This is a genomic window from Pseudomonas sp. FeN3W, from assembly GCA_030263805.2.
Taxonomy (GTDB): Bacteria; Pseudomonadota; Gammaproteobacteria; order Pseudomonadales; family Pseudomonadaceae; genus Stutzerimonas; species Stutzerimonas stutzeri_G.
On the sequence record CP136010.1, the window covers coordinates 4,950,699 to 4,963,708 of the forward strand.

Consider the following 13,010-nt stretch of genomic DNA (forward strand, 5'->3'; position numbering starts at 1 on the left):
CCTGAAGCAAGCGATATGCCAGCGAGAAAATGGTGCGTCACCGCGGTGTCCATGCACCGCGCTGGTCCGGCAGCGTCTGTGTGAAGCGTTGCGGCGTTGCCGGTCAGCGTGGGTAGAGTGGCGGCAGGGCGCTTTGGTCCTGCTCGACACTGGGGCTGGTCGCCGGAGGCAGCGTCTGGATCGCCTGCCACAGTGCTTCGCCTTGCCAACGCTGGCCGGCTTCGCTGTAAAGCGCACCGTTGAGTCCGTCCAGCGCATCGGACAGCGGCACGAAGCGCGCAGCCATGTCGGCCAGCGTTTCCGGCTGTTGCCGCGCCCAGGCATCCAGCGCCTGGCGAGTGGCTTGCGAGTCGTTGGCCTGGCAGGCGCGACGCAGGTCGTCGAGCAGGCTGCGCGGGGTCGGGCCGGGCTGGAGTGCGCGCTGCACTGCGGGTTGCCGTCGTGCGTGCAGCCACAGTCCGAAGCCGGCGAGGGTGGATAGGGCAAAGATCAGGGTGCTCAGCTGCCAAAGCCACAGTACTGGCTGTTCGGCAGGCACCGCCGTTACGGCCGGTTGCTCGACGGGCGGTGGTGCGAGATTCGGATTATCGGCGACATTCAGACTGCGCTCGTCCAGCGTGGTGCGTTCCAGCCGGTCTTCCACGGTGTTCCACCAGACCACCTCTACTGCGGGTAACTGCAATGCCCCGCTGCGCGTGGGGATCAGCGCCTCGCGCTGCTCGCGGCTACCGACCAGGCCCGCGCCACTGACCTCATTGGCCAGGATCGGTTGATCCGGGTAGCGGCGCAGATCGGGGCTCTGGGCAGAGCCGATGGCTGGCAGTTGGGTGCTGGTCAGGCCTTCGGCCTTGAGCAACAGGCTGCGGGTGAGCGATTCGCCGGTCTGTAACTGATCGGGCTCCGGGCTCCAGGCCTCGACCAGGGTCAGACTACGTGCCGGCAGCCAGGGTGCAGCGGTGGGGTAGTCTGCGGGTTTGGGCTTGACCGTCAGTGGGATGCTCGGCGACCTGACCTGCGTCGAGCGGCCCGAGCGCGAGCCGAACAGCGGGTTGCTGCCATTGCTGACGGTGGTGGCGCTGAAGAGTTGCGCTGGGATGGTCAGCTCGCCGGATTTCTGTGGGAACAGCGCATAACGCACCTCGATGACGCCGTGGAGAATGCCGTTGATGGTCTTCTCGTAGGTGCGTGGCTCACCGAGCCGCTCGACCAGGGCTTCCGGCATCTGCAGCGGCGAGAGGGTGCTGTCGTCGTACAGCGAAACCGAATGGTAGATGCGCAGGGTGAGGATCACCTGGGCCTGCACGTAAACGCTTTCCTGATCCACGCTGGCATCGATGAAGATCGGCGCCAGCTGGTCGCCTTCGCTGCTTTTCAACGATTCCTGGACCAGCAGGGTGATTGGCTCGCTGCGCCAGTCGCCCAACTGCAACGGCGGGATGATCACATAGCCGGTCTGCTTCGGTCGCAGGGTGATCAACCAGCGTGTGATCGCGTGGGCTTCGCCGTTGCTGCTGGAAAGCTGGTTGACCTGACGGGTATCGAACACCTCGAACAACGGTTCCAGCGGCTCCAGGTCAGGCCTGCCGAATACCGTGCTGCCCTGGCTTTCCAGACTCAGCTCGAGGGTTTCATCAATGCTCAGCTGGGTGCGGTCAACCCGGGCGAACAGGCCGGCGGCTGCGGCCTGGCCAGTAAGGAGGCCGAGCAGAAGAAAAGCCATCAGGCGCATCATCGATTGGTTTCCTGGTGCTTGCGTTGTTCGTAGAGGAATTTTCGTCGCAGCAACTCGCCGGGATCGTCCGGAATCTGCCGCAGCCATTGCTCCATCGCTTGTTGCCGCTCCTGCTCGGGGAGCGCCTCGTGTTGCACCTGGGCCGCGCTGCCATCCATGTCTTCGGTCTCGGGCGTCGCTTCGGTTGTCGATGGCAGCGAGGCGCCGCTGGCTTCGCTGGAAGGCTCGCCCTGGGCATCCTCGGGCGAAGGTGAGCGGGCAGAGCCCGTTTCCTGTGATTGCGGCTGCTCGGGTTGCGGCAGTGGCTCTTCGGTTTGTTCGTCCTGCTGATTCTGTGCTTGCTCGGACTCGGGTTGTTCCTGCTGGCGGCGCAGCAACTCTTCGATCAAGGCCTTGTTGCGCTGCGCCGCCTGTAGATCAGGTTGCAGTTCCAGCGCCTGGTCATAGGCCTCGATGGCGGCCTCAAGGGCTTCGCTGCGAGCCAGGGCATTGCCGCGGTTGTAGTGATCGGCGGCCGTGTTGCCTTCGGCGAACAGCTCTGCCGCGCCGGCATAGTCGCCGGCCTGATAGCGTGCGGTGGCCTGCCAACGATGATCGGTGAAGCGCTCGGCGGCCTCGGCCGGCCGCTCCGCGTCCAGCAGGTGTTGGCCCTGCTGATCGCGGCGTAGCCAGAGATCCTCTAGCTCGAAGGCGTTGGCGGGCTGTGGCTGCAACAGGAACAATGGCAGGCAGAACAACCAGCCGCGGCGGCCGGCGAGGGCTGCTAGCAAGAGCAGCGGCAACAGCAGCCAGTGCCCCTGATCCAACCAGGCTTCCAACCGCATGATTTCATCGTCCTGTTGCAACGTGCCGGTTTGATCGAACAGGCCGAGGGCGGCCAGGTCATCGTCGCCCAGCCGCGCGCGCTGATAGCGCCCCCCCAGTTCCCCGACCAGGCGTTGCAGTCTGGCGTTGTCCAGGCGCGGGATGAGGATTGCGCCTTGGGCATCCTTGAGGAAGCTGCCGTCCTTTCCGGCGATGGGCGCGCCTTGTTCGGTGCCGACGCCGAGGATCAGCAGTCGCTCGTTCCTGCCCTCCATCAGCGTGACGATGGCGCTGCGTTCGTGCTCGTCCAGGCTGCTGCCGATCAGCAGCAAGCGGCCGCGCCCCAGGCCAGCCTGCTCGAGCAGGGCGAGGCCCTTGGTGACGGCAAGGTCTGCGCGCTGGCCCGGCTCGGGCATCAGCGTCGGGTGCAGGGCGTCGAGCAGGTTGCGGGTGGTCTCCAGGTCGTCGGATAGCGGCACAACGGTATGGGCGCTGCCGGCGAATACCACGACGGCGGTCTGGACGTCCTGCCGGCGCTCCAGCAGATCCAGCAGTTTGCGCTTGGCTTGCTCCAGGCGAGTGGGTGGCGCGTCGCTGGCGAGCATCGATGGCGTGAGTTCGAGCAGCACCACCAGGGGATCGCTGCGCTTGATGCTCGGTTGTTCGAAGCGTTGCCAGCTGGGCCCGAGCAATGCGATGACCGCCAGCAGCCAGGCCAGGCCCAGTACCAGCCAGGGCAGGCGACTGTGGCGCAGTCGGCCACGAGTCAACAGGACAGCATGGAAGGCTTCCGGCAGCAGGCGCTGCCAGCGCCCGACCTGCAGCTGCCGATGCCAGAGCCGCCACAGCAGCCAGATCAGCAGCGGCACGATGAGCAGCCAGTATGGCCGCAGCAGATGCGGTAGCAGTTCGCTCATCGGCGCTGCTCCCGTCGCCAGGCCAGGCGTTGCAGCTGTGCACTCCACAGGCTGGCCGCAACCATCAGCAGGCTGATCAGCAAAGCCGCCGACAGCGGCCAGATGTACAGCGCCTCGGCCACGCGGGCCTGGGCTGGTTGCTGCGCCGCCGGTTCGAGCCGATCCAGCGTGTCGCCGATCGCCTTCAGCTCTGCGCTCGACGAGGCGCGGAAATACTCACCCCCGGTTTGCTCGGAAATGGCGCGCAGCGTCGGCTCGTCGAGGTCCAGGCCAGGGTTGAAACCGAAGCGGCTGAGCACGCCACCCTCTTCCGGCACGGCGCCGATGCCGATGGTGTGGACCCGCACGCCTTCTTCGGCGGCCAGCGAGGCCGCCAGCAGCGGCTCGATTTCGCCACCATTGTTGGCGCCATCGGTGATCAATACCAGCACGCGATTGTTCGCCGGTCGCTCCCGGAGGCGTTTAACCGCCAGGCCGATGGCGTCGCCGATGGCAGTATTGCTGCCGGCGATGCCAACCCTGGCTTCATCCAGCCAGACTCGCACGGTACGGCGATCGAAGGTCAGTGGCGCCTGCAGATAGGCTTTGCTGCCGAAGAGGATGAGACCGACGCGATCGCCACGACGCTCCTCGATGAAGTCGCCAAGCAGTATCTTGACCAGTTCCAGCCGCGTCAGCTCTTCGTCCTGCCACTGCATGTCTGGGTAATCCATCGAACCGGAAACATCCACCGCCAGCAGCAGATCGCGCCCGCTGGTAGGCAGCGGCAGTGGTTCACCCAGCCACTGGGGGCGTGCTGCGGCGAACAGCAGCAACAGCCAGACGGTCAGGTAGGGCAGTTGCTGGCGCCAGGCGAGCAGGGCGACCCGCGCGCGCCGGCCGGACAGCTGCTGCAGTTCGTCGAGGAAGCTGACCTTCAGCGCGGCTTCGCCGCTATCGGCCGGCGGCAGCAGTGCGCGCAGCAGCCAGGGCAGCGGTAGCAGCAGGAAGACCCAGGGCCAGGCCAGTTCAAACATGCTTGCGGATCCAGATGTCGACGGCCTGTTCGAGCCCGTCGATGGCCTTGTCGTCGAGGCGGCACTCGGCCCGGTAGGCACCTTCGACCAGAATCATCCAGCGGGTCAGTCCGGCGGCAGGGCAACGGTTGTCGAGAAAGGCCAGCCACGCGCGCCCACTGAGCGTGTGCGGGTGGTCGTTGGGGTAACGAATGCGGCAGAGCCGCTTGAGCAGCCCATTGAGTTGTTGCAGCCACTGGCTGGCCGGTTGTCCGCCATAGGGTTTGCTCAAGCGCGACAGTTCGATGAGCGCCTCCTGGCGCTGCGGTTCCAGCGGTGGTTCCGGCTGCACACGGGGCTTGCGCCTGAGTAGCCGGCGACGAAGCCGCCAGAGCATGCCAAGTGCCATCAACAGCGCCAGGCCGAGCAGCCACCAGCCCGGTGCCGGAGGCCACCAGCTGATCGGCTCGGGGCTGATCAGCGGAGCCAGTTGATCGAGCGGATTCATTGCCGTGCGCTCGGATGGCGGACGCTCAGGTGCTCGCGCAACTGCTCGACCAGATCGTGCTGGGTATCGAGCGGCATCAGCGGGACCCGCAGTCGATCGGCCAGGCGCTGCCAGCGGGCGCTGCGCGCTTCGCCCAGCTCGCGGTAGCGCTGACGCAGATCGGCATCCTGGGTATCCAGCTCCAGCCGCGCATTGCCTTCGCTGAAGCGCAGCAGGCCGGCGGCGGGCAGGGCGTGATCCAGCGGATCGAACAACGGCAGCAACAGCAGATCGACATGGCGCGCGAGCAGGCTGAGCTGCTGCTCGGCGGCATCGGTGAGGGTGCGCTCGTCGCAGAGAATCACCGACAGACTGCCCGGACGCAGCACTTCCCGTGCCCGGCGCAACGCCATGCTGAAAGCGTCGGGGTCGATCGGGTCGTCTGGCTGCAGACGGTTATTGGCGCGGGTGACGCGATCCAGCAGCTGCAGCAGGCTCTGCTTGCTGCGCCGTGGCTTGATCTCCTGACGCTCATCGCCGAACACCAGCCCGCCAACCCGATCATTGTGGCTGAGCGCCGCCCAGCCGATCAGGCTCGCCGCCTGCGCCGCCAGCACCGACTTGAACAGCCGGCCGCTGCCGAAGAACAAGCGCGGGCTCTGCTCGACGACGATATAAATCGGCCGCTCGCGTTCTTCATGGAAGAGCTTGGTGTGCGGTTCCTGGGTACGTGCGGTGACGCGCCAGTCGATGGTGCGTACGTCGTCGCCGGGCTGGTAGATGCGGACCTGGTCGAAATCCACGCCACGCCCGCGCAGCTTGGAATGATGCAGCCCGACCAGCGGGCTGCGGCGATGCGGTGTGGAAAACAGCGGCACTTCACGGACACGATGACGCATGTCGATGAGTTCGGCCAGGCTCACACGGATACCGGAGCCCTGCTCGGTTGGCTGCCCGGCGGCGAAAGCCTGCGGTTGCATCAGGCCACCGCGACCACGTCGAGAATGCGCTGGATGACCCGGTCCTGGTCGATGCCGGCGGCTTCCGCCTCGAAGGAGAGAATCAGGCGGTGACGCAGTACATCGAAAAGCATCGCCTGTATGTCCTCGGGACTGACGAAATCGCGTCCGGCCAGCCAGGCATGGGCACGGGCGCAGCGGTCCAGCGAGATGGAGCCGCGCGGACTTGCGCCATAGGCGATCCACTCGGCCAGCTCGGCATCGAACTTGGCCGGGGTGCGCGTGGCCATGACCAGCTGCACCAGGTATTCCTCCACCGCATCGGCCATGTACAGGCCGAGAATGTCCTTGCGTGCGGCGAAGATCGCCTGCTGGCTGACCCGGTGCTCCGGCGCCGCCTCGCCATTGATCGCCTCACCCCGGGCCTGCTGCAGGATGCGCCGCTCCACCGAGGCGTCGGGGAAACCGATCTTCACGTGCAGCAGGAAGCGGTCGAGCTGTGCTTCGGGCAGGGGATACGTTCCTTCCTGCTCGATCGGGTTCTGCGTCGCCATCACCAGAAACAGCGGCGGCAGGTCGTAGGTGCTGCGACCGACACTGACCTGGCGCTCGGCCATGGCTTCGAGGAGCGCCGATTGCACCTTGGCCGGCGCGCGGTTGATTTCGTCCGCGAGCACCAGGTTATGGAAGATCGGCCCCTGCTGGAGGACGAAGCTGCCGGTCTCCGGACGATAGATTTCGGTGCCGGTGATGTCGGCGGGCAGCAGGTCGGGGGTGAACTGGATTCGATGGAACTCGGCCTCCAGGCCTTCGGCGAGTTCCTTGATGGCGCGGGTCTTGGCCAGGCCCGGCGCCCCTTCGACGAGCATGTGGCCGTCGGCGAGCAGGGCGATCAGCAGGCGTTCGATCAGCCGTTCCTGCCCCAGGATCTGGGTGGACAGGAACTGTCGCAGCGCGATTATCGATTCACGGTGATCCATCGTTTCGAGTCTTCCAGGTGGGCGGCAAATCGGCTGGCGCGGCGGGCAGGGACGCCGGCTGCTATTGGCTGCTACAGACAGTCGCAGGCGACTGCAGGAGAAGCGCCACTTTACTGCATTAACCCTCGACTAGACTAACCTTGAACCTTCGTCCTGTGCCGTCAGTCACTACCGACGTCTCTTTCCCCAGCAAGCCAAGCGGAGCCATACATGGCGTTCTTTTCAGCGGCCAGCAAGGCCGACTTTCAGCAGCAATTGCAGACAGCGTTAGCGCAACACGTAGACCCGAAAATCCTGCCGCAACTGAGCCTGTTCGCCGAACAGTTCTTCGGCATCGTCGCGCTGCCGGAGCTCACCGAGCGGCGCATGAGCGATCTCGTCGGCTCGACGTTGGCCAGCTGGCGGCTGTTGGAGCGCTTCGATCCCTCAACGCCGGAGGTGCAGGTATTCAACCCCGACTTCGAGAAGCACGGCTGGCAGTCGACCCATAGCGTGGTCGAGGTGCTGCATCCGGACATGCCGTTCCTGGTCGATTCGGTGCGCATGGAGCTGACGCGCCGCGGCTACAGTATCCATACCCTGCAAACCAGCGTGCTGCAGGTGCGTCGTGAGGCCGACGGCAGCTTGTTGGAACTACTGCCCAAGGATGAGCGCGCCGCTGACAGCCATGCCGAATCGCTGATCTTCGTCGAGATCGATCGTTGTGCCAGCCCGACGGCCCTGCGCGAGCTCGAGCAGTCACTGCTGGGGGTGCTGGCTGATGTGCGTCAGGTGGTGGGCGATTTCGCGGCGATGAAGGGCAAGGCGGTCGAGCTGCAAGGACGTCTGGAGCAGGTCAACCTGAGCATCGACGGCGATGAGCTGGACGAGATCCGCGACTTCATGCGCTGGCTGGCGGACGACCATTTCACCTTCCTCGGCTACGAGGAGTTCTCGGTGCAGGAACAGGCCGATGGCGGGCGCATCGTCTATGACGAAAGCTCGCTGCTGGGTCTGTCGCGGACCATGCGCACCGGACTTTCCGAGGAGGAGCAATCGCTCACCGGCCAGTCGGTCAGCTACCTGCGCGAACCGCTGCTGCTGTCGTTCGCCAAGGCGGCCATGCCCAGCCGCGTGCACCGTCCGGCTTACCCGGACTTCGTTTCGCTGCGTGAGTTCGATGACGAGGGGCGGGTGGTTCGCGAGTGCCGCTTCCTCGGCCTGTTCACCTCGTCGGTCTACACCCAGAGCGTGCGGCGCATCCCGTTCATTCGCCGCAAGGTCGAGACGGTAGTGCAGCGCGCCAACTTTGGCAGTTCCGCGCACCTGGCCAAGGAGCTGGTGCAGGTTCTCGAGGTGCTGCCGCGTGACGAGCTGTTCCAGGCACCGATCGACGAGCTGTTCGAAAATGCCATCGCCATCGTGCAGATTCAGGAGCGTAATCGGCTGCGGCTGTTCCTGCGTTTCGATCCCTATCGACGTTTCTGCTACTGCCTGGTGTATGTGCCGCGTGACAGCTACTCCACCGAGACACGGCTGAAGATCCAGCAGGTGCTGCAGGAACGGCTCGAAGCCAGCGACTGCGAGTTCTCCACCTATTTCTCCGAATCGGTGCTGACGCGCGTGCAGTTCATCCTGCGTCTGGACCCCAGTCGCGCGCTGCAGGTGGATACGGTGCGTCTGGAGCAGGAAGTGCTGCAGGCCTGCCGTACCTGGCAGGACGATTACCAGAGTCTGGTGGTCGAGCGCTTCGGCGAGGCCAAGGGCACCCATCTGCTCAGCGAGTTTCCAAAAGGCTTTCCAGCGGGCTATCGCGAGCGCTTCTCGCCGCAGTCGGCCACCGTCGACATGCAGCATGTGCTCGACCTCAGCGAGGAACGACCGCTGGTGATGAGCTTCTATCAGCCGATCACGGCTGAAGAGAATCGTCTGCACTGCAAGCTCTACCACCTGAATACGCCGCTGCCGCTGTCGGACATCCTGCCGATCATGGAGAACCTGGGGCTGCGGGTGCTCGGCGAGTTTCCGTTCCGGTTGCGTGACCGCAGCGGCCGCGAGTACTGGATACACGACTTCGCCTTCACCTATGCCGAAGGCCTGGAAATCGACCTGCTGGAAATCAACGAGGCGCTGCAGGACGCGTTCATCCATATCTATGGCGGCTCTGCCGAAAACGACGGGTTCAACCGCCTGGTGCTGACCGCCGGGCTGGCCTGGCGTGAAGTGGCGCTGCTGCGCGCCTATGCGCGCTATCTCAAACAAATCCGCATGGGCTTCGACCTGGGCTATATCGCCAGCGCGCTGCTCAACCATACGGATATCGCCCGCGAGCTGGTACGGCTGTTCAAGATGCGCTTCTACCTGGCGCGCAAGCTCGGTGACGATGATCTGGCGGATAAGCAGCAACGGCTGGAGCAGGCGATTCTCACGGCTCTGGATGACGTGGCGGTACTCAACGAGGACCGGATTCTGCGGCGCTATCTGGCGCTGATTCAGGCCACCCTGCGAACCAACTTCTATCAGACGGATGCCAGCGGCAAACCGAAATCGTATTTCAGCTTCAAGCTCGATCCGCGCTCGATCCCGGAAATGCCGCGTCCGGCACCGATGTACGAGATCTTCGTCTATTCGCCACGGGTCGAAGGCGTGCACCTGCGCGGCGGCAAGGTGGCGCGTGGCGGGTTGCGCTGGTCCGATCGCGAGGAGGACTACCGCACCGAAGTGCTCGGCCTGGTCAAGGCACAGCAGGTGAAGAATGCGGTGATCGTCCCCGGCGGCGCGAAAGGCGGCTTCGTGCCGCGCCGGCTGCCTACCAGCGGCACGCGGGATGATATTCAGGCCGAAGCGATCGCCTGCTACCGCATCTTCATCAGTGGCCTGCTCGACATCACCGATAACCTGCATGAAGGCCAGGTCGTACCGCCGGCCAACGTGCTGCGCTATGACGGTGACGACCCCTACCTGGTGGTCGCCGCGGACAAGGGCACCGCGAGCTTTTCGGACATCGCCAACGGCATCGCCGCCGAATACGACTTCTGGCTCGGCGATGCCTTTGCCTCGGGCGGCTCGGCAGGCTACGACCACAAGAAGATGGGCATCACCGCGCGCGGCGCCTGGGTATCGGTGCAGCGTCACTTCCGCGAACGCGGCATCAACGTGCAGACCGACGTGATCAGCGTGATCGGCATCGGCGACATGGCCGGCGATGTGTTCGGCAACGGTCTGCTGATGTCTGAAACCCTGCAGCTGGTCGCGGCATTCAACCATCTGCATATCTTCATCGACCCCAATCCCGACCCTGCACGCAGCTTCATCGAGCGCAAGCGCCTGTTCGACTTGCCGCGCTCGTCGTGGACCGATTACGACGCCTCGTTGATCTCGGAAGGCGGTGGCATCTTCCCGCGTTCGGCCAAGCGGGTCGCGATCACGCCACAGATGAAAGAGCGCTTCGCCATCGAAGCGGATCAGCTGACGCCAGCCGAGCTGATCCACGCACTGCTCAAGGCGCCGGTGGACCTGTTGTGGAATGGCGGTATCGGCACCTATGTGAAGAGCAGTGGCGAAAGCCATGCCGAAGTCGGCGACAAGGCCAACGATGCGGTGCGGGTCAATGGCGCCGATCTGCGTGCCAAGGTGGTGGGCGAGGGCGGCAACCTCGGCATGACCCAGCTGGGGCGCGTCGAGTACGCGCTGCATGGTGGCTCGAGCAACACCGACTTCATCGACAATGCCGGCGGCGTCGATTGCTCGGATCATGAGGTGAACATCAAGATCCTGCTCAACGAGGTGGTCAGCGCCGGTGACATGACCGCCAAGCAGCGCGACCAACTGCTGTTCGAGATGACTGATGCGGTGGCCGAGTTGGTGCTGCAGAACAACTACAAGCAGACCCAGGCGCTGTCTCAGGCGCAGCATCGCTCGCGCGAGCGGGCCGCCGAGTATGTCCGGCTGATCAATGCGCTGGAGGCGGCGGGGCAGCTCGACCGCGCGCTCGAGTTCCTGCCCAGCGATGACGCCCTGACCGAGCGCGCCAGCATCGGCAAGGGCCTGACCCGGCCGGAACTGTCGGTTCTGATTTCCTACAGCAAGATCGAGCTGAAGAAAGCGTTGCTGGATTCGCGCGTGCCGGACGACGACTACCTCGCCCGCGAAATGGAAAGCGCCTTCCCGCAGCAACTGAGCGAGCGTTTCCACGATGCCATGCTGCAACATCGCCTCAAGCGCGAAATCGTTGCCACCCAGATCGCCAACGATCTGGTCAACAACATGGGCATCACCTTCGTTCAGCGCCTGAACGAGGCGACGGGCATGAGTGCGGCGAATGTCGCTGGCGCCTACGTGATCGTGCGCGACATTTTCCATCTGCCTCACTGGTTCCGGCAGATCGAGGCGCTGGATCACAAGGTGCCGGCGGAGCTGCAGCTGGCCTTGATGGACGAGCTGATGCGCCTGGGCCGCCGCGCGACGCGCTGGTTCCTGCGCAACCGTCGTAGCGAGCTGGATGCCGCACGCGACGTCGCGCATTTTGGTCCACGGGTCGCTGCCCTTGGTCTGAAACTCGATGAGCTGCTGCAGGGCTCGACGCGTGACCGTTGGCAGGAGCGCTACAAGCGTTACACCGAAGCTGGGGTGCCCGAGCTGCTGGCGCGCATGGTGGCCGGTACCAGCCATTTATACACGCTGTTGCCGATTCTCGAGGCCGCTGACGAAACCGGCCAGGTGCCTGCGCAGGTGGCGGCAACTTACTTCGCCGTCGGTGGTGCGCTCGAGCTTCCCTGGTATCTGCATCTGTTGACCAACCTGCCGGTGGCCAACAATTGGCAGGCCCTGGCGCGTGAAAGCTTCCGCGACGACCTCGACTCACAGCAGCGCAGCATCACGGTATCGGTACTGCAAATGGAGAACGGTTCGGAGGCAATCAGCGAGCGGGTCGACGCTTGGTTGGCTCAGCGACCAGTGCTGCTGGAGCGCTGGCGCTCGATGCTGGCCGAGCTGCGCGGCGCCAGCGGCAACGACTACGCCATTTACGCAGTCGCCAGCCGTGAGCTGCAGGGGCTGGCGCAGTCGGTAGGGCATGGCTGACGACGTCTTGCGGCACCCTCCGTGGACGATCCGTCTGCGGGAGGGCGTGCGTCATTGATGCAGCGCCACGAAAAAACGCACCGCCCAAAGGCGGTGCGTTTTTTCTAGCGGATGGATTTTTGCTGCGCAGGGAGTCGGTGGCGGTAAACGCTCAGTCCTGCGCAGGCAGTCCGACCTTGAAGCGAGTGATCTGCGGCAGATCGCGCAGGTAGCGGATCAGGTCGGGCGCGCCTGCCAGCTTCAGCCCCTGGCCAATGGCATTGGCGGTGGGATCACGCTTCTCCAGCAACAGCAATTCGGAATTGCTGGCATCGCGCAGTAGCGTCAAGCGGGCATAGGGAACCTGGCTTTCGAGCAGCATGGCCATGAATTCACGGTCGCTCCAGGCCTGAGCAGGCATTGTCACGGCATGGTATTCGGTGTCCAGCGCATGCACACCGGAACGGTCGAGGCGGTAATCGGTGACATCCGCCGGCAGCATGACTTCCAGACCGCGCAAGCGCGCATAGGCCACGGCGCAGGCAAAGGCTTCCAGATGGTGTTCACCGGCCCAATAAAGTCGCTCCCCGAGCCAGCTGGCCTGGCGAACATCGATGGCTGTCCCCTTGTCGAAGCCGGGCAAGGCAGTACCGAGCGCTCGAAGAAAATCCTTGTAGCTGATGATTCGCATCTGCCGACAGCCCGCAGTGCTGGAAAAGGCCTCGAAGGTCGGGTAACTCGGTTCATTTTTGCGCTGCCCGCCGAAGCCGTCGATTTGCCGCAGGTCGAGCCGTGACCGGGTGCAATCCTTGCTGATCAGGCGGATCAGCGCTCCATGGGCACGGGCCTTGTCTTCCTGCACCGGGCCGGAAAGCGCACCACGTGGCAGCTCCAGCAAGCGCTGCAGGCAGGGGCCATCGTTCCAGAAAATGCTGGGCTCAGGTTCGGGTAGGCGGGAAAAGGGCAGCTGCAGGCTGCTGGCGCGTTCCTGAATGGGCAGCGTAGCCTTGGAGCGTAGCCCGAGGCGTTGCGCAAGTCGTGCGATTTGAGATGTCAGTGAAGGCATTGGCTCGGGCAGGCTCATCATGATGCTTGA

General features: G+C 64.5%; 8 protein-coding genes. 1 reads left to right on the forward strand and 7 read right to left on the reverse strand.

Annotated elements, in window-relative coordinates:
- Positions 1–103: 103 nt before the first annotated feature.
- The 6 genes from P5704_023430 to P5704_023455 are packed head-to-tail and all read right to left on the reverse strand — an operon-like array spanning position 104 to position 6,874.
- The gene (locus P5704_023430; GenBank protein ID WOF78906.1) at positions 104–1,732 is read right to left on the reverse strand and encodes a BatD family protein; all 1,629 of its coding nucleotides are present in this window, start codon (positions 1,730–1,732) and stop codon (positions 104–106) included.
- Positions 1,729–3,453, reverse strand: a complete 1,725-nt coding sequence (locus P5704_023435) for a VWA domain-containing protein (protein WOF78907.1) — start codon at positions 3,451–3,453, stop codon at positions 1,729–1,731. Before P5704_023435 ends, P5704_023430 begins: the two co-directional genes overlap by 4 nt.
- Positions 3,450–4,469: a VWA domain-containing protein gene (locus P5704_023440; GenBank protein WOF78908.1), complete on the reverse strand. Its 1,020-nt coding sequence runs from the start codon at positions 4,467–4,469 to the stop codon at positions 3,450–3,452. Before P5704_023440 ends, P5704_023435 begins: the two co-directional genes overlap by 4 nt.
- Positions 4,462–4,956, reverse strand: a complete 495-nt coding sequence (locus P5704_023445; GenBank protein ID WOF78909.1) for a DUF4381 domain-containing protein — start codon at positions 4,954–4,956, stop codon at positions 4,462–4,464. The genes P5704_023440 and P5704_023445 overlap by 8 nt, the downstream gene beginning before the upstream one ends.
- On the reverse strand, positions 4,953–5,915 hold the full coding sequence (locus P5704_023450) for a DUF58 domain-containing protein (GenBank protein ID WOF78910.1): 963 nt from the start codon (positions 5,913–5,915) through the stop codon (positions 4,953–4,955). The genes P5704_023445 and P5704_023450 overlap by 4 nt, the downstream gene beginning before the upstream one ends.
- Positions 5,915–6,874, reverse strand: a complete 960-nt coding sequence (locus P5704_023455; protein WOF78911.1) for a MoxR family ATPase — start codon at positions 6,872–6,874, stop codon at positions 5,915–5,917. Before P5704_023455 ends, P5704_023450 begins: the two co-directional genes overlap by 1 nt.
- Positions 6,875–7,084: 210 nt before the next feature.
- On the opposite strand from P5704_023455, the gene P5704_023460 reads away from it, so the two are divergent.
- Positions 7,085–11,935 (forward strand): NAD-glutamate dehydrogenase, encoded by a 4,851-nt coding sequence (locus tag P5704_023460; GenBank protein WOF78912.1) that lies wholly within the window; start codon positions 7,085–7,087, stop codon positions 11,933–11,935.
- Between the two features lie 151 nt (positions 11,936–12,086).
- On the opposite strand, the gene P5704_023465 is transcribed toward P5704_023460, so the two are convergent.
- Positions 12,087–13,001: a DUF6685 family protein gene (locus tag P5704_023465; GenBank protein ID WOF78913.1), complete on the reverse strand. Its 915-nt coding sequence runs from the start codon at positions 12,999–13,001 to the stop codon at positions 12,087–12,089.
- Between the last annotated feature and the right edge of the window lie 9 nt (positions 13,002–13,010).